The organism is Kitasatospora sp. NPDC043949 (assembly GCF_056435365.1).
Genome location: NZ_JBWKEQ010000082.1, coordinates 1 through 17,222, shown reverse-complemented (window position 1 = coordinate 17,222; position 17,222 = coordinate 1). Strand labels below are relative to the sequence as shown.

The window sequence follows — 17,222 nt, the reverse complement described above, 5'->3', positions numbered from 1 at the left end:
GGTGAGCCAGGTGAGCAAGGTGAGCAAACGGTACGCCGACGCGTGGTCCGCAATCGTCGACCTGCTGGTGGCGAACGGGGTGGACACCTGCTTCGGATTGCCCGGCGACGATCTGGAGTTGCTCCGCGCCCTCGACGCCGCCGGCCTGGACCTCGTGCCGTGCCGTGACCAGCGCAACGCGATGTACATGGCGACCGGTTACGCGCTGCAGTCCGGCCGGCTCGCCGTATGCGCACTGGGCAAGGGCCCGGCTGTCACCCACGCGGCCACGGGGCTGCTCGAAGCGCGGGAGTCCGGTGCACCCGTCCTCGTGCTCGCCGCCGGCGTGCCCGAACGCCGCCGGGGCAGCGGCGGATTCCAGGAACTCGACCAGGTCGCCGTGACAGCGCCGCTCGTGCGGTGGGCGCACCGGGTGGGGCACCCGGACCGGGTCGTCCCCGCGGCGGTGACGGCGCTGACCCGGGCTGTGGGGCCGCCGTCCGGGCCCGTGTACCTGGAGGTACCCGATGACGTCCGCACGGCGGAGGTCCTCGTCACCGGAGCGTGGCCGACGCTGCCCGAACCACTGGTCCTCGAATCCGTTCCCGTGACGCCGGGGCCGGCCCTGGCGGCGATCCGCGAGAGCCGGCGTCCGGTGGTGCTGGTGGGCGGCGGAATGCGGCACCGCAACGGCGGTGGCGTGGTCGAGCGCTTCGCCGAACGCCTCGGCGCGGCACTCTTCACCACCGCGTCCGGCCGCGGTGCCGTCGACGAGCACCACCCGCTGTTCTGCGGCGTGGCGGGCCTCTACGCCGCGGCCCCCGCCCGCGAACTGTGGTCGTCCTGCGACCTGGTGGTCTCGCTCGCCGGACGGCTGGAGGAGACGGTCGTCGAAGGCGGAACACCGTGGCCCCCGGTCGCGGTGGTGCAGGTCAACGTGGACCCGGGCGGCCTGTCGGCCGAGTTCTCGGGCCCGCGGGTGCTCGGGGACGCCCGGCACGCCGTGCTCGGCTGGTCGCGGGCGCTGGAGGAGGACGGCGAGGCCGAGCGCGCGGCCGCGACCGAGGTGTGGGCGAACAGGATCGCCGTCGCCCGCAAGGCCATGTCACTTGAGGCGGAGGCGGAACTGGTCCGCGCGGCGACACTCCCGGGGATCCGCATCGCCGAACTGCTCGCCGCGCTCGATGCCACCGCCGGCGAGCCCCGCGTGCTCGTCCAGGAGAACGGGCTGCAGGACATGTGGTCCTACGGCTTCCCCTTCCACGTCGGTGGCGGGTCCGTCGTGCCGTCGGAGCAGACCCCCCTGGGCTTCGGCGCGGCCGCGGCCATCGGGGTCAAACGGGCCGCCCCGGACCACGAGGTCACCGCGTTCATCGGAGACGGAGCGTTCCTCGCGGCCCGCGCGGACATCGCCGTCACCGCTCCGGCCCACGGCGGCGTGCTGTACGTGGTGCTGTGCAACGGCGGCTACGGCTGGCTGGACGCCCAACGCGCCCGCCTCGGTCTCGACGCCGAACGCCACCCCTTCACCCGTCCGGGCGCACCGCCGCCCGTGGTGGACGGGCCGGACATCCACTGTCGAGTGCTGCGCGACAAGGCCGCGCTGACCGCTGAGATTCTCGCCGCGCGGCGGTTCTGCTCCCGGGGAGGCACAGCCGTGCTCATGGTGCCCGTCGCACCCGACGACATCCTCCCCTGCATCCGCGACGCCGAGGTGGTTCCCCAGTGACGAACGCAGGAGAGCGGGGCGACGCCGGGCCCAGCCGACCCCGGCGCCAGGTGGTGGTCACCGGGTACGGGGCGGTGACGCCGCTCGGCCACAGTGTCGGCGAGACCTGGGCGGCGATGCTCGCCGGCCGCAGCGGCATCGCCACCGTGGACGCGATCGACGTGACCGGTCTCGGAGTCCGGATCGGCGGCCAGGTGCGCGGCTTCACACCCGGCCGCTACATGCCGCCGACGGTCAGCCGCCGCGCCGACCCGTACGCGCAGTACGCCCTCGCCGCGGCACTGGAGGCGTGCGAGCACGCCGGACTCGTCGTCGACGACCGCCTGGCGCCGCGGGTCGCCGTGATCATCGGCAGTGGCTACGGCCCGGTCGGGTCGATCTACCGCGCCGCCAACACGCTGCGCGACAAAGGGCCCCGGGGCATCAGCCCGTTCACCCAGGTCACCACCGCCATGGACAGCGCCGCCTGCGAGATCAGCATGCGTCTCGGCACGCAGGGGCCCAGCCGGGCCCAGAGCACGGCGTGCGCCAGCGGCGCGGACGCGGTGGGCGCGGGGATGCGCATGATCGGCAACGGGGAGGCCGACGTCGTCCTGGTCGGCGGCGCCGACGCCTGCGTCACCACCGTCGACCTCGCGGGCAGCGGCAACGCCCGCGCGCTGTCCACGCGCAACGACGACCCGACCGCGGCGTGCCGGCCGTTCGACGCGCACCGCGACGGGTTCGTGATGAGCGAGGGGGCCGCCGTGGTGGTGTTGGAGGCCGCCGAGGTGGCCGACCGGCGAGGGGCCACGGCTTTGGCCGAACTCGCGGGTTACGGAGCGAGTTCCGACGCTCATCACTGGACCGCCCCGCACCCGCAGGGACGCGGCGCGTGCCTCGCCGTCGAGGCGGCGCTGCGCGACGCGGGCATCACGGGGGCGGACGTGGACTACGTCAACGCGCACGGCACCGGAACGCTGCTGAACGACGCCACCGAGACGGCCGTCCTGCGCACGGTGCTGGGCGACCGTGTCACCCGGATCCCGGTCAGCTCCACCAAGTCGATGACCGGGCACATGATCGGTGCCGCCGGAGCGGTCGAGCTGGTGGCTTCGATCCAGGTCCTGCGCACGGGTGACGTCCCGCCGACCATCAACTGCGACGACCCGATCGACCCGGACATCAACTTCGTGCCGCACCGGGCGCAGCACCACGAGCGGATGCGGATCGCTCTCAGCAACTCGTTCGGCTTCGGCGGCCACAATGCCGCTCTCGTGGTCCGAGCGGTATGAGGGCCCGGCCGTGAACCGCCTCCCGGAGCCGCCCCCGAGCGCCGCCACCGTCAACCGCAGCGGGCCGCTGACCTGGGTCCAGCAGTGGCACTGGTTCGAGCGCACCGTTCCCGCACCACGGCGGGTGAACCCGACGCCCCTCGCCGACCACTGCCACGTCCCGCCCCCGGCCACCGTCACCGACGTCCACGCGGCACTCGCGGCCCTCACCGCCCGCCATGAGGCGCTGCGCACCACGGTCGACCCGCTCCGCCCGGTCCAACACGTCCACCGTGCGGACTGGGCGCCGCTGCCGGTCGACCACGTCGACGTCCGCGCCGTCGATGCCGACACCCTGGACGCCGCCACCGCCGCGCTGGCCGCCCGTCCGATCGATCCCGAGCGGAACCCGCCCTGGCGCGCCAGGGTGCTGCTGGAGGCGGGGAGGCCGCGTGCGGTCCTGCTGGCCGCCCATCACGTCGTGATCGACGGGTGGGGGCTGGCGGTGCTGATCAACCAGTTGCACGACCAACTGCGCGGCGTCGGCGCACCGGCGGAGGCAAGCGTGCAGCACCCCCTCGACACGGTCGCCGCCCAGCCCGTGGAACGCGCCCGCGCGGCGGAGCGCGAGTGGCTCACGCGGCTCGCGGGCAACCCGACCGGTGTGCTGGCCCCGTTCGGCGGGACCGACGACGGCGCTGGGCGCCACCGCCTCCAGCACCGCTCGGCGGGTGCGTACGACGACCTCCACCGCGTCGCCCGGCGCCATCGGGCCGGTCCGGAGGTCGTCGTGCTCGCGGCGCTGGCCCACGACGTCGCCACCCGCACCGGTGAGCACCGGTTCCTCGCGTCCGTGGTCGTCTCCAACCGGGCCCGGGCCGCTCTGCGGAACAGCGTCGGCGTCCGGGCCCTGACGGTTCCGGTGCAGATCGACCTCCGCCCGGGCGCGGCGTTCGGCGAGGTGGTCGCCTCGGTCGCCGCCGCCTCCTCCGCCGCCTACCGGCACGGTCAGTGGCGCCCCGCGGAACTGGTCGCCGCCGAGGCGCGGATGCACCGTCGCCGGGGTGTCGTGACCGTACCGACCATCGAGTACAACTGCTACTCGTGGCCGCGCGACTACCTGGTCCCCGGGTACCTGGTCCCCGCGCAGTACGCTCCGCCGGACGGGTCCGCAACCTGGATCCGCAGCGCACCCGACGAGCCCTGCGACACGCTCTACGTCGACCTCAGCCTCGACGCGGGGGTCGTCACCCTCGACGTCACCGTCGGGGACCACCTGCTCGACGCCGGGCAGGCCGTGGCGTTGCCCGTCCGTCTGTGCGCCTTCCTGCGCGCGCTCGCCGACGGTGCCGAGTGCCCGGTTCCGGCGCGCCCGCCGACACCGGCCGCCGCCGGATGGTGGCGCGCCCCGCAGGGATGGGTGTGCCCGGCCAGGGTCGAGGCCGTGTTGCGCGGCCACCCCGGAGTGCTCGACGTGACAGTGGCGCCCAGCGGGGACGCAGCGGGGGAAGGCGAACCGCACCTCGTCGCACGCGCTCGCACCGCCCCCGGTGTCACCCCCGACGACTTGCACCGCCACGTCCTGGACCACCTCGACGAAGTGCCCGGCATCGCGGCCCCGGGCCGCTACGTCCTGTCCCCGGCCGGCCCCGGGTCCGACCGGTCCCGCACCGCCACCACCGGCGCGGGAACGCCGCGGGTCCCGTCGCGCCCGCCCGCTACGGGCGCCGAACGGGCGCTGGCCGCCGCCGTGGCCGCTGTCGCACCCGGCGATCCGCCGGACGGCTCCTCCGACAGCCCTGACGCGGTGGACATGAACCGTTGCCTCGCCGACCACGGCGTCACCCTGGTCGCCGTCCCCCGTCTGCTGGCGCTGCTCCACCGGTCCGGCTTCACCGGGATCGCGTCGGACGAACTGGCCGGAACGGCCTCGCTCGGCCACCTCGCCACAGCCCTGGAGCCCTCACCGCCCCGCGCCCATCGTGGAGGAGAAACCTCGCCATGACCGCGTCCCGCACCGCCGGCCCGTCCGCGGACCGCCTGGCCCCGTGGGCCTTCGCCGCCTTCGTCGAGGCGAACACCCACGACACGGCCTACCGCCCGCCGGTGGTGGACGGTCCCGTCGGGCCGACCATCGTCCGCAACGGCCGCGAGCTGGTGAACTTCGCCAGCATCAGCTTCCTCGATCTGGAGCGCCACGTCCCCGTACGGCGTCATTTCGCGGAGGGGGCGCTCGCCCACGGCCTGAGCACCAGCGGATCCAGGATGACCCAGGGGATCTGCCGCCCGCACCAGGTGCTGGAGGAGACGATCGCCCGTCACACCGGCAAGGAGCGAGCCATCAGCTTCGCCACGGGGCTCCTGGCCAACATCGGGTTCGTCCACGCCATGAGCAGTTCCGCGCACTTCGACGCCGGGATCGAGGTGCGCAACCACGACACCGTGTTCGTCGTCGACCGCGACGTCCACTGGAGCATCTGGAAGGGCCTCCAGGGGCTCGGCTACGGCCGCAACGTCCACGCGTTCCGGCACAACGACGTCTCCGACCTGGCCCGCGTCCTGGAGCGGGTCCGCACCCACAAGACCGTGGTGATCGCCGAGAGCATCTACTCGGCCGACGGCACCATGGGACCGATCGTGGAGATCCTCGACGAGTGCGACCGGCACGGCGCCGTCAGCATGATCGACGACGCGAACGGCTTCATGGTCTACGGGCCCGAGAACCGTCCCTACGCCCGGGAGGCGGCGGCGATCCGGGAGCGGGCCGACTTCGTCATGGTGTCGCTGTCGAAGGCCATCGGTCTGGAAGGCGGCGCGATCGCCGGGCCGGCGGCGGCCATCGACGCCTTCGAACTGCTCTCCGGCACCTCGATGTTCACGGCCGCCATCCAGCCGCCGACCGCCTACGCCGCCGACCGCACGATCGGCGTCCTCGCCGACGATCCGGGGATCGTCGACGACTACCTGGCGCATGCCGCCCGCCTTCGCCGACAGATGCACGAGGCCGGCACGGCGACGACGCCGACCGAGTCGTACATGCTCTCGGTGCCGATCGGAAGCGACGCCGCCGCCCTGCAGATGCGGGAGTGGTTCGTCGAGGACGGCTACCTCGTACCCGTCTTCTCCTACCCGGCCGTCTCGCGCAACCAGGCGCTCCTGCGCCTGTTCCCGCACGCGGGCCACACCGAGGAGCAGATGGACGGCTTCCTGCACACCCTCCTCGCCTACCGACGACGCCTCGGGCTCTGACCTCCCCACCGACGCTCGCCGCACCGAGGCTCGCCCCACCGACCGATGGCCGACGCCGACCCCATCCCCATCCCCAGAGGAAGGAACCCGTGGTGGACAACACCGACATCCTCAACGCCATTGCCGAGATCGTCGAAGAGGTCCTCGGCATCGACTCCGCCGAGGTGAGCGCCGAGACGTCGTTCACCGACGACCTCGACGTCGACTCCCTGGCCATGATGGAGATCGCCGTGGCGGTCGAGGACAGGTTCGAGGTGAAGATCCCGGACGACCGGGTCACCGGATTGAGGACCGTCGGCGACGCGGTGAACTACGTCGCCGAGCACCGGTGACCTCCGCCGGGACGACCCTTCCCCACGAGGCTCCCCAGGAGGTCGGACAGCCATGAGCGTCCTCGATCGCTTCCGGCTCGACGGTCGCGTCGCCGTGGTCACCGGCGCCTCCTCCGGGCTGGGCGTCGCCTTCGCCACCGCGGTGGCGGAGGCCGGCGCCGACGTCGTGCTCGGGGCGCGGCGCACCGAGCGGCTGGAGACCGTGCGCGCGGCCGTCGAGAAGCTCGGCCGCCGGGCCGTCGCCGTGCGCACCGACGTCGCCGAGCCGGAGGACTGCCGCAGGCTGGTCGACGCGGCCGTGCGGGCATTCGGGCGGGTGGACATTCTCGTCAACAACGCCGGGATCAGCAGTGAGCAACCCGCGGCGGAGGAGACCCCGGAGCAGTTCCGCGAGGTCATCGACATCAATCTGAACGGCTCCTACTGGATGGCCCAGGCCGCGGGCGCGGTGATGCTGCCCGGCAGTTCCATCGTCAACGTCTCGAGCATCCTCGCCCTGGTCACGGGCGGGCTGCCGCAGGCCGCCTACTCGGCGTCGAAGGCCGGGATCCTCGGGCTCACCCGCGATCTCGCCCAGCAGTGGACCCCCGGCAAGGGCATTCGCGTGAACGCCCTCGCGCCGGGCCTCTTCACCTCCGCGATGACCGACGGCTACGCCGAGGGTTACCTGGAGGCGATGATGCCGCGGGTGCTCTCAGGCCGCATCGGGCGTCCCGAGGAGCTCGCTGCGGCTCTGGTCTTCCTCGTCTCCGACGCGGCGTCCTACATCACCGGCACCACCCTGACGGTCGATGGGGGCACCCACATCGCATAGTGACACCCGGCGCCGGACCCGCCGGCGTCGCCGGTGGGCCGCCGCCACGCCATGGCTGACGCCCCGTACCCGAGCCCCGGAGAGCCACCGATGACGACGGAGCCGACCGCCCCGCCCCTTCCGCGCGAACCGCTCGGCGATTCGCACCTGCGCCGCCTGATCGTGGGTCAAGGGCTGGCGGCCGTGGTCGATGCGCTGTTCATCGTCTGGCTCACGCTCTTCGTGCTCGACCTGTCGGAACCCGGAATCGCCACGGGGTTGGTGCTCGTGGCCGTGGCGCTGCCGCGAGCGGTGCTCCTGCCTCCTGCGGGAGTACTGGTCGACCGCCTCGGTCCCGCCCGTGTCGTGGCCAGTGCCGCCTGGCTCCGGGTCGCCGTCCTGCTCGCCCTCGGCGCCCTGGTCACCTTCACCTCACCGTCGTTGACGACGGTCGCGCTGCTCGGCGGGCTGCTCGGCGCCGCCGACGCCGCCTACTTCCCGGCGGCCCTGGCGTTGCTACCCGCCGTCGTGCCGACCGACAAGCTCTCCCGGGTCAACGGGCTGGTGCAGGGCGCGGAGTCGGGGGGCGATCTGGTCGGCCCGGCGGTGGCCGCCGGATGCATCGCCGCAGTCGGCTTCGCCGCGACGCTCGGTGGGATCGTGGCGATGGCCGCGTTGGCCGCCGTCGTCCTCAGCACGCTGATCCGCGTGGTACGACGCGGCGGAGGTGCCGGGGACGACGCCGGTCCGGCCACCGTCGACGGCGAGCAGTTCAGCAGTGCGCGTGCCCTCGGCGTGGGCTTGAGGTACGCCTGGCACGAACCGCTGGTGCGAGGGATGCTGGCAGCCATCGCCCTGATCAACATCGCGGTCGTGGGCCCCGTGCTCGTGGGCGGCGCGGTGCTCGCCGATCAACGCCTCGGCGGCGCGGGATCCCTGGGCGTCGTGCTCTCCGGTTTCGGTGCCGGCTCACTGGCCGGCTCACTGATGGCCGGGTGGCGGCCGCCCGCCCTGCGCGGCCGGACCGTGGTCGGCGGTGTCGCGGCGATCGGCGCAGGCATGGCCGGACTCGCCGCCGTCACCCATGTCGTCGCCGCGACGGCGGTCGTCTCGCTCATCGGCCTCGGATCCGGGTTCCTCGGAGTGGTGGTCGTGGCCACTCTGCAGGAGCGGGTGCCCGAGCAACTGCTGGGCCGGGTACTCAGCCTCGTCGTGCTGGCCACGGTGGCGTTCGACCCGTTCTCCTACGTGATCGCCGGCGCCCTGCTCCCCTACGGCACGACCACGCTGTTCCTGGTCTGCGGCAGCGCCGTCCTGGCCTGCGCCGGCCTGGTCGCCACGAGCCCGGCGGTCCGCTCCCTGCGCTGACCGTGTCGATCGCCGGTCGTCCGCCGATCACCGGGCCCGGCCGAGGCCCCCGTGGGCGAAGATCTGCGCGCGGTCGCGGCACGTGGGTCGAGGCGAGCCTCTTCGAGTGAAAAACCGGAGCAAGGCCGCCTGACTGGCGCTTCGTCGGCGATGAAAAGGTCTTCCGACCATATATTTAACTCCGGCGCTCACAGCGGCGGTGCCCGTGCCCGGAGTGCATTCCCACGTGCCACAGACCACGCAGCCAAGAGGACCAGCCATGCGCTCCACCCGCCGCGTTCTCGCCGCTTCAATCGTGGCGGCTTCCGCCTCAGCCTTTGGCCTGGCCGTCCTCTTCACGGGCGGGACGTCCCAGAGTTCCGATGCCACGCAGGTCCGCGCGGTCAACGCCCTCGGCACCTCGCAGAGCGAAGCCGAATCATCCTGGTCTCCCTCCACGAATCCGGACTCGGAGGACTCGGAGGACTCGGTGCCCCGTTGCTTCAGCTACGGCGGCCCCTACTGCGGCTGGGTGAGGACCTACTGGGGCGGCTGCGACAGGGACTGGGGCCTGAGCTACGGGTTCAAAGACCCTGCCGTGCTCTGCCCCCACGACCCCCGCCCGAGCCCCTCCGCCACGTCGAGCGCCTCGGCCACGCCCAGCCCCTCCGCCAAGTCCGGTTCCCCGGCCGCACCCAGTCCCTCCGCCACGCCCAGCCCCTCGAACGGGCTCAGCCTCTCCGCCGCACCCAGCGGCGCTCGCCCACAGCCGGCCCCTCAGCCGTACCCGAGCCGCTCGGACGAGCTCAGCCCCTCCGCCACGCCCGGTTCCCCGGCCGCACCCAGCCCCTCCGACAAGCTCAGCCCCTCCGCTGCGCCCAGCCCCTCCACCGCGCCCAGCCGCTCGGCCACGCCCGCTTCCCCGGCCGCACCCAGCCCTCCGGGCGAGCTCAGCCCCTCGGGGGAACCCAGCTTCTTCACTGCACCCAGCCACCCGGGCGAGCTCAGTCCTTCGGAGGAGCCCAGCCCCTTCGCCGGAAGCAGCAGCTCCTTCTAATGGCCCCGTCGGGCCGTAGGAGAGACTACGGCCCGTAGCCACCAGCAGGTGAGCACTTCCTTCTTCGGAGCCATCGTGAGCTCTGAAGTCAGACCACGCCGCCTCTGGTCGGCCGGGGGGCTTGACTGCTGATGGAATCGCGTGCCCGCCAGGCAGGTTGGGCGTGAGCACTTGATCCATGAGAACGCGAGCCACGCCTTCCGCAGGCTGCACACACAGAACGCCAAGAGAAGCTGGAGAAGACCAGTGCTGTTCATCGGCGACGACTGGGCCGAAGACCACCACGACGTGGAGCTGCAGAACGAGACGGGCCGGAAGCCGGCGAGCGCACGGCTACCGGAGGGCTCCGAGGGCATCGCGAAGCTGCACGCCTCGTCGCCCGCCACGGTGGCCAGGACCTGGAGCCCGGGCAGGTGACGGTCTGCATCGAGACCGACCGGGGCCCGTGGGTGCAGGCCCTGATCGCCGCCGGCTACCGCGTCCACGCGGCCAACCCCCGCCAGGCTGCCCGGTTCAAGGAGAGGTACGGCACCTCGGGGGCCAAGAGCGACAAGGGCGACGCCCACGCGCTGGCGGACATGGTCCGCATCGACGGCGCACGGCCTGCGGGCGGCTGGTGCCCACGATCGCTTCCACACCGGTGGCGGTGGCGTGGACCTCCGTGGTCCACGACCTCCGGTACTCGCCGCTCTGAACGCCGGGCCCAGGACGGCCCGATGCGCCGGCACGGATCGCGGTCTCCAGGATCATCGCGTGGTGCCGCACCACCGCCGTGGCCGCCGGCACCGCGACGGCGGCCCTCGACTCCAGCTGCGCGGCCAGGACCCCGGCGTTGCTGGTCACCTGCGCCATCAACCGTCCACCGCCCCGTGCTCGCCGGGCTGCCGCACACCGGGCGCCCACTCGCCCAGCTGGGTGAGCAGCGCCCTCGTGAATTCGTGCGCGCCGCCGTCGAGGAGGTCGTGCCGGGCGAGGAGCGCCCGCTCGGTCTCGACGGTCTCGGTGGGGTCGAGGGCGGCCAGGAAAGCTGCGGCCGCCGGACCCGGGTCCGGGTCCTCGCCGACCACGACGCGGGCGGCGCCCTCCCACTCCGGGTTGGCGGACGGGCGCAGCAGCAACTGGAGTTCGGGGAGCTGCCCGACGGTGTGCCGCAGCTCGTACGAGCGGACCTGGTCGGCGAGGTCCTGGCCGTCGATCTCCAGACGCGCGGTCGGGCCGGTCGCCTGGATACGGACATGCCGCTGCTCAGGGGGGTTGGTGGTGGGGGTCATGGTCGCGAGCCCAGGAGCCTCGACGGACACGACGGCCGTTCCCGACCGCGGCCCGGCACGCACGCCCACCGCACGCCGGCTTCGCACTCCAGCGCCACTTCGCCCAACCCATCGCTCACCACTGGCTGTTGGGCAACGCGACCGTGGCGGAGGCCGTAGTCTCGCGGCATGCACAGGACCCTGGAGAACCCGCCCGCGCCGGCTCGCGAGATGGTGACGGAAGCCCTGGAAGGGGCTCTGGACGACCGATCCGCAGCTGACCACACGGCTGAGGCCCTGGTCGGGATCGCCCTGCACGGAGACGACCGCGACTTCGCCGAGCACTGCTGCGTGAAGACCGGCACACGGGCCGCACCGGGCAGTCCCCTGCTGGGGCTGGCCGTCCTGTGTCTGAGCCACATCGCCCGCCGCTTCGGCCGCCTCAGCGACGAAGCCCTCGACCTGGCGCACTCCTTGTCGAAGCGGGCCGCCGCCGACCCGGCGGACGTGGACGGACGGGCCCTCGACGGCTACGACGACATCCGGACCTTCCTGCACCTCTGGTGAAGGCCGGGGTGGTCACGCCTGCCAGGCTTGCATCCGGCAGGCGCGACCTACCGCAAGCATGGCCATGACTGCCGGGGAGGGCCCGTGACGCAAAGTACCGTCCGTCAGAAGTCGAAGCGCGGGCGACGGAATCGCTTGACCGCCGTGGCTGCGATAGCCGTTCTCGGTAGCGGGTTCGCAATCAACGCATGGATGAACCGGGGCCCGGAGATCAAGGTCCACGAAGGCGCCGTGGCCGGCTACCCGCTACTGGTCAGCTCCGACGGCCAAACCCTGACACTCAACATCGGCTGGGGTTGCGAGGACCGACCGGAGCTCGTGACCCGTGAGTCCACCGGCATGGTGAAGGTCTCCCTGCGGCACACGGTCCATCCGGGGTTCTGCGACCCGGGCGGCTTCGCGCAGATCACCACTCACCTGAACAAACCGCTCGGCACCAGGGCCCTGAACGACGCCACGGGCAAGCCCGCCGTCCACTTCGACGAGCGCAACCTTCTCCGGCCCGCGTTCCTGCCGGAGAACTACTACCCCTACCCCGCGGGCAGGATGGTCTTCCTGCCCGGCCTGGAAGCGATCCCGACCGACACCCCGGCCTGGGCCGTCGGTTACCGGCTGGGCACCGGTCCCGAAGCCGGCTCTCTGATCATCAGCCAGACCCTCCGGAGCAGCACACCACCACCCGGCAAGGCCGCCACCGTCAAGGGCCACCCCGCGACCATCACGCACTCGGATTCCCAAGGCGACCCCCACTCGCTGACGTGGTCCGACGGCACCTACACCTTCGTCGTCACCACCGGTGGCCCCCCACGACTCACCAACGAGGAACTCATCCACGTCGCGGAGAGCATCGGGTAACCGACACCACGACGACGTCTGGTGGGACCGCTCTGTGAACCGGCCCCACCGGAGACCGAGACCGCACCTGGACCGGTCAGGACAGAACTACTTCGTCCAGCCTGGTGATCCGCACGACTTCCACGGTGCTGACCCCGCCCGGATCGAGGGCCTGCCAGGTCCGGCCGACAGTGCCGGCGGTCGGTTCCTTCGCGGCGATGACGGTCCCTCGACGCGGCCGGCGTGCCGTACGAGATCGTCCCCGGCGTGCCCGCCTTCGCCGCCGCAGCAGCCGCGCTCAAGCGGGAGCTGACCGTCCCGACCGTCGGCCAGACCGTCATCCTCACCCGGATCGCCAAGCGCGCCACCCCGATGCCCGAGGGCGAGGACCTGGCCACCCTCGGCCGCAGCGGCGCCCTGCTGGTACTGCACCTGGCCGCCGGATACGTGGACGACGTCGTCGAGCAACTGCTCCCGCACTACGGCGCCGACTGCCCGGCCGCCGTCGTCGCGATGGCCAGCCGCCCAGACGAGCTGGTGCTGCGCGGCACCCTCGCCGACATCGCCGGGCAGGTCAAGGCCTCGGGCGTGGTGCGCACCGCCGTCATCCTGGTCGGACGGACGCTGGCCGCCGAGCAGTTCCGCGACAGCCACCTCTACTCGGCGGAGCGCGAACGCCCGCACGAGCCCTGCGGGGCGTGAACCCCATGACCCGGCACGTCCTGATCCTCGGCGGGACGACGGAGGGGCGGGCGCTGGCTGCCGCACTCGCCGAGCTGCCGTCCCTGCGGGTCACCAGTTCACTGGCCGGCCGGATCGCCCAACCCCGGCTGCCCGCCGGAGAGGTGAGGATCGGCGGCCTTCGCCCACCTCGACGGGGTCCACTTCCTCGCCCGGTCAGTCGACCCGCCCGAGCCCCCGTTGCCGCCGTCCTTCGAAGTCCTGCTGGACCGGGGGCCGTTCACGCTCGACGACGAACGGGCGCTCCTGCGCGAGCACCGCATCGACGTCGTGGTCACCAAGGACAGCGGCGGCGCCGCGACCGCACCCAAACTCACCGCCGCACGCGAACTCCACCTGCCCGTGATCATCGTGCGGCGTCCGCCGGTCCCTGCCGCACTCGGCTGATCTCGCCTTGCCAGATCCAGGATGGTGCATTTATGTTCCACTTAGCGAACACCGCGATCAGGTCCTCGCCGAGGAGAACGCCCTCGCCGTCGCCCTCGCCGTCCACGCCGCACTCACCGTCACCGCACCCGACCGACAGGCCCACCGTGTCGGCGGCCCCAGCATCGGCACGGTCCTCGGCAACCTCACCCGACGCGGCGGCATCCACGAGACCACCGTGCGGGCCACGATGCGGGAACTCGGCCGCTCCGGCCGGCAGGCGATGTCCCGGCTGGTCCACGACGCCACCCGCGCACGCGGATCCCAGGTCGACCTGCGCACGGTCGCCGCCCTCGCCTACGGCACCCCCGGAGGCGACCGGCCCAGCAACTGCCCACCAACCCCACAAGGCCACTGGCTGCACGCCCTGGACGGGGTGAACACGTGGACGCCCGCCATCAAGGTGCTGCGGGACAGCGTTGCGGCGGCGTCCAGGTAGTGCGCCAGACGTCCCGCCCCACCGCCGAGGGCACGTTGCGAAAGTGGATCTCGGCCTGATGATCACTGTTTGGCCGCACCATCATGCGCGACACCATTCCGCATGTGAGGAATTTTCGTCCACATTGAGGAGTATTTGGAAGCTGGCCTACATCAATGAAGGAAAGGGAGTTTCATGAAGCGTGCTTCATTATGCGCGGCCGCTGTCGGGGCGGTCGCGTGTTGGCATCTTCAGTGTGCACGGTGAAAGTTCCGACCCAAGCTACAGCGAAAGGTTGCTGAACATGATCCACAGTGAACTGAAGGCCCGGCTCCTGCCGGCCAGCCTGAACAATATCACCGTCCAGCAGAGGAGGCGGCCGAGCCCCGCGTGGACCGCGGTGACAGCCGGCGCCCTTTGCCTTTCGATGGCGACGGCCACACCCGCTAGCGCACTACCAGCGCCTGCCGCCCCGAATCAGGCCCAGCGGAGCGCATACGCCAGCGGGCCACACCGGCCCATCATCTTCGTCCATGGCTGGCACTCCGAAGGTGCGGTCTGGAACGGGATGAAAGGATACGCCGAAACACAGGGATACAAAGAAAGCGAACTGCACGTCTACGATTACAGCAAGATGACAAAGCCCGGCCAGACCAATCCTCCCAATCCTGGAATCGACCACATCGCCGCAGGCTTCGCCAGGGAAGTCAACGAGATCGCAAAGACGTCACCGGACGGCAAGGTCGATATTGTGGCCCACTCGATGGGAGGTCTCGTAGCACGCGCCTATATCAAGAATTTGGGCGGAGCAGAAAAAGTGAAACACTTCGTATCCATGGGAAGCCCCCACCATGGAACAATCGTGGCCGACGTGGGAGTTGGAGCATCCGAAGCCGTCCGTGCAATCGGGGCATTCCTGGGGGACCATAATATCCTGGTTGGCTACGCAAAGGAACTTGCCGAGAATTGCGATTTTCAATGCCACGACATGGCAAGCGGGTCAGCTTTCCTGCGGTCGCTGAACTCGGGAGACGAGGCGCCACATGGGGCTGATGGGTACCCCAGGTACACAACCTTCCGCTCCAACATAGACGACGAGCCGGCGGTCTACCTCAATACCAGAAACAAATTTAAGCCCCAGATTGGCCTGTGCGACGGTGTCGTATTCGGAATTACCGAACAGGGCGCCTGGGCGTACGAAGGAAAGGGCCCGAATGTGCGAGGCGGAAAGACCTCCACCCTCCGAGGGGCAGAAAATATCGTCACGACATGCTTGCCCTATGGCGAATACTATAACGACCCATGGACGCAAGAGAAAACCCTGGACACACTCGCCGAAACGACCATCGGAGAAGAAGACAAGTACGCCCCCAGGGCGCGAAACAGGACAAAGTGCAATGAACTGACAAGGACCCATTACCGCGATAATTGGGTTCAAGCATGGCTACAGTCCTGCCTGCAAGTCACCCCCGAAAAAGAGGTTGCCCCGGTCCTCAGGATCCGCGGATGCGGGCACTATCGAAGTCCTTTCGGGAAAGCCCTTTGGTACTATACGCCCGAAGGGTGGGGGGACAACGTGGAGTGCGTCATGGGTCGCGATGGCCTCTCACTCAGGAAAAAGGGTAGTCGCATAAAAAAGGAGCCCGGCTATCATAAAGCGGAATTTAACACCCGGGCCGGTGAAGTAAAGGTCGACACACTCTCCCTTCATGGTCCAGGTGATTATCAACTCTACACTCCGACCCTGAACAATCCCAATGGTTCGCCCAGGATTACCGTGAAAGTTCAACCGTGGGATGATAGTGACAACTACACGACCCTGGACCCCCTTGTCGAAGGGCCGAGCGTGACGGTCCACTGAACCCGGATCCACCGGCCTGATGCCCGTGGATAGTTCCCTCAGAAACGAGGAAGTGCCTTGTGACATGCGATGATGGGAGTTCTTCACGCTTCCAGCACGCACAATCGACAAGGCACTTCTGAGATGAAATCCTCCACGCCGCGACGAAGTCCGCTATCCCGCTTACAGGCAGTGGCCGCGCACCGTGGCGCATGCCTCGTACAGCACAGCCCACACCTCGTCGACCATCACGGCGGACCGGCGGGCCTACCGCACGAACTCGGCGGTGGCGTCAGGCTGAAGGCGGCAGAGCTTCACGAACTCCTGCGCGAGCGGCACGGCGGCGATGAACCGGGCGTTTTCGGCCTTGGCATCCGCGATGCCGAACGGCATCCCGATCTCGTCGGCGATCTCCAGTCGGGCGTGAAGGGTCTCGTCGGTCGCCGCCCGCACCAACCGGCGCAGGTCCGGCACGCCGAGGACGTCGCACCCCTCTGGGGGCACTCCTGGGTCAGTAGCGCGGCGAAGGCATAGGCGAGGTTGAGGTTGCCGAGCCCCTTCTGCTACTGGTCCAGCTCCCGCAGCACCGACGACTGCAGGGCAGCGGCCACCATCACGACGTCGCCGTTCCTCTGGGCGGCGAGCAGGGTCTCGACCTCGGCGTTGACAGTCTGGGGTGCGGCCCTGGGGCTGCACCCCCGCACCCCATTCCCATCCGGGTTGGTCAGCGGCGTCCGGACAGGCGGTTGTCGTCCATGCCCTGCGCGAGTACGTCGAGCTGCCCGGCGCCGGCCAGCTCGGTCGGGCCGTACACCGCGGCGTCCATCCTGTCGGGGCTGTCCATCCCGGTGACCCAGGCCAGCATCTGTCCTTCCAGCTCCGGGTAGTGCCCGACGTGATGCCCTCGGCCCGAGAACTCGACGGGGACGATCCGGGCCGTGTCGATCCACGCCCGCCGCCACACCCCACCCCTCGACGGGGCGGCTTCTACATGAACAACAACCACCACAGCCGCTCGCCGACGGCGTGCCAGATACCGACCAGCGCCTTGCAGCCGTACCGGGCCAGCCACAGCGACTCGCCGACCTTGCGGCCGACGGCATCGTCGGGGCTGCCCGCGATGGCAGGCAGGTCGATGACGGTCCAGTCGGACGCCGCCTTCCGCAACAGCTTCCACGCGGTGTAGTCGTTGCCCACACGGGGGCGGCTCCGCTTGTCGAGAAAGAGTGGCCCCAGCGGCCAAGGCCGCGCGCGGCGGCGGCTCGGGGGGTTGCCGCCGCCGCGCAGCGGAAGGTTACCTCACCCCAGAGCATCGCAAAATCTGTGTGCGCCGGAGTAGACATTGCTCGTGGGTGGGTCTAACGTTTCTCTCGTAGACAGCAAGTCGGCGATACCGGCCAGACACGA

At 70.7% G+C, this 17,222-nt stretch carries 17 protein-coding genes and 3 pseudogenes; 14 read left to right on the top strand and 6 right to left on the bottom strand.

The genetic code is table 11. The features are described from left to right. The first annotated feature begins 1 nt into the window (after position 1). From AC07AL_RS36740 to AC07AL_RS36710, 7 genes are all read left to right on the top strand, one after another. A complete protein-coding gene (locus AC07AL_RS36740) occupies positions 2–1,708 on the top strand; it encodes a thiamine pyrophosphate-binding protein (protein ID WP_478319473.1) in 1,707 nt (568 codons plus the stop codon). Beyond that, the gene (fabF, locus tag AC07AL_RS36735) at positions 1,705–2,982 is read left to right on the top strand and encodes a beta-ketoacyl-ACP synthase II (RefSeq protein WP_363589288.1); all 1,278 of its coding nucleotides are present in this window, start codon (positions 1,705–1,707) and stop codon (positions 2,980–2,982) included. Before AC07AL_RS36740 ends, fabF begins: the two co-directional genes overlap by 4 nt. A 10-nt stretch (positions 2,983–2,992) precedes the next feature. After that, complete coding sequence (locus tag AC07AL_RS36730) at positions 2,993–4,966, top strand: condensation domain-containing protein (protein ID WP_478319472.1); 1,974 nt, start codon at positions 2,993–2,995, stop codon at positions 4,964–4,966. Beyond that, positions 4,963–6,210 (top strand): aminotransferase class I/II-fold pyridoxal phosphate-dependent enzyme, encoded by a 1,248-nt coding sequence (locus tag AC07AL_RS36725; RefSeq protein ID WP_400330665.1) that lies wholly within the window; start codon positions 4,963–4,965, stop codon positions 6,208–6,210. Before AC07AL_RS36730 ends, AC07AL_RS36725 begins: the two co-directional genes overlap by 4 nt. Before the next feature lie 89 nt (positions 6,211–6,299). After that, the gene (locus tag AC07AL_RS36720; RefSeq protein ID WP_350879353.1) at positions 6,300–6,542 is read left to right on the top strand and encodes an acyl carrier protein; all 243 of its coding nucleotides are present in this window, start codon (positions 6,300–6,302) and stop codon (positions 6,540–6,542) included. A gap of 52 nt (positions 6,543–6,594) precedes the next feature. Beyond that, positions 6,595–7,356, top strand: coding sequence for an SDR family NAD(P)-dependent oxidoreductase (locus AC07AL_RS36715; RefSeq protein ID WP_363589296.1), 762 nt, complete (start codon positions 6,595–6,597; stop codon positions 7,354–7,356). A 90-nt stretch (positions 7,357–7,446) separates the two neighbouring features. Beyond that, positions 7,447–8,703, top strand: coding sequence for an MFS transporter (locus tag AC07AL_RS36710; protein ID WP_478319471.1), 1,257 nt, complete (start codon positions 7,447–7,449; stop codon positions 8,701–8,703). 756 nt (positions 8,704–9,459) lie between these two features. On the opposite strand, the gene AC07AL_RS36705 is transcribed toward AC07AL_RS36710, so the two are convergent. After that, positions 9,460–9,663: a hypothetical protein gene (locus AC07AL_RS36705; RefSeq protein ID WP_363589300.1), complete on the bottom strand. Its 204-nt coding sequence runs from the start codon at positions 9,661–9,663 to the stop codon at positions 9,460–9,462. 322 nt (positions 9,664–9,985) lie between these two features. Here AC07AL_RS36705 and AC07AL_RS36700 point away from each other — a divergent pair. Beyond that, positions 9,986–10,332: pseudogene (locus tag AC07AL_RS36700) on the top strand (IS110 family transposase); the annotation flags it as partial. A 258-nt stretch (positions 10,333–10,590) separates the two neighbouring features. On the opposite strand, the gene AC07AL_RS36695 reads toward AC07AL_RS36700, so the two are convergent. Beyond that, positions 10,591–11,010 carry a hypothetical protein gene (locus AC07AL_RS36695; protein WP_478319478.1) on the bottom strand — a complete coding sequence of 140 codons (420 nt, stop codon included), beginning with the start codon at positions 11,008–11,010 and terminating at the stop codon, positions 10,591–10,593. Between the two features lie 168 nt (positions 11,011–11,178). On the opposite strand from AC07AL_RS36695, the gene AC07AL_RS36690 reads away from it, so the two are divergent. From AC07AL_RS36690 to AC07AL_RS36665, 6 genes and pseudogenes are all read left to right on the top strand, one after another. After that, positions 11,179–11,556 (top strand): hypothetical protein, encoded by a 378-nt coding sequence (locus AC07AL_RS36690; RefSeq protein ID WP_363633438.1) that lies wholly within the window; start codon positions 11,179–11,181, stop codon positions 11,554–11,556. Positions 11,557–11,748: 192 nt separating this feature from the next. Beyond that, positions 11,749–12,411: a hypothetical protein gene (locus AC07AL_RS36685; RefSeq protein WP_478319470.1), complete on the top strand. Its 663-nt coding sequence runs from the start codon at positions 11,749–11,751 to the stop codon at positions 12,409–12,411. Between the two features lie 201 nt (positions 12,412–12,612). Beyond that, positions 12,613–13,092 (top strand): annotated as a pseudogene (locus tag AC07AL_RS36680) (SAM-dependent methyltransferase); the annotation flags it as partial. Positions 13,093–13,097: 5 nt separating this feature from the next. Then, positions 13,098–13,518 (top strand): annotated as a pseudogene (locus tag AC07AL_RS36675) (precorrin-6A/cobalt-precorrin-6A reductase). A gap of 7 nt (positions 13,519–13,525) precedes the next feature. Then, positions 13,526–13,996, top strand: coding sequence for a hypothetical protein (locus AC07AL_RS36670; protein ID WP_478319469.1), 471 nt, complete (start codon positions 13,526–13,528; stop codon positions 13,994–13,996). Positions 13,997–14,279: 283 nt separating this feature from the next. Continuing rightward, complete coding sequence (locus AC07AL_RS36665; protein WP_478319477.1) at positions 14,280–15,836, top strand: esterase/lipase family protein; 1,557 nt, start codon at positions 14,280–14,282, stop codon at positions 15,834–15,836. Between the two features lie 246 nt (positions 15,837–16,082). On the opposite strand, the gene AC07AL_RS36660 is transcribed toward AC07AL_RS36665, so the two are convergent. The 4 genes from AC07AL_RS36660 to AC07AL_RS36645 form a co-directional block, all read right to left on the bottom strand. Continuing rightward, positions 16,083–16,289, bottom strand: a complete 207-nt coding sequence (locus AC07AL_RS36660) for a hypothetical protein (protein WP_478319468.1) — start codon at positions 16,287–16,289, stop codon at positions 16,083–16,085. Between the two features lie 89 nt (positions 16,290–16,378). Next, positions 16,379–16,519, bottom strand: a complete 141-nt coding sequence (locus tag AC07AL_RS36655) for a hypothetical protein (protein WP_363589687.1) — start codon at positions 16,517–16,519, stop codon at positions 16,379–16,381. 20 nt (positions 16,520–16,539) lie between these two features. Next, a complete protein-coding gene (locus tag AC07AL_RS36650; protein ID WP_363589685.1) occupies positions 16,540–16,680 on the bottom strand; it encodes a hypothetical protein in 141 nt (46 codons plus the stop codon). Between the two features lie 122 nt (positions 16,681–16,802). Next, a complete protein-coding gene (locus AC07AL_RS36645) occupies positions 16,803–17,012 on the bottom strand; it encodes a hypothetical protein (protein ID WP_363589683.1) in 210 nt (69 codons plus the stop codon). Positions 17,013–17,222: the final 210 nt, after the last annotated feature.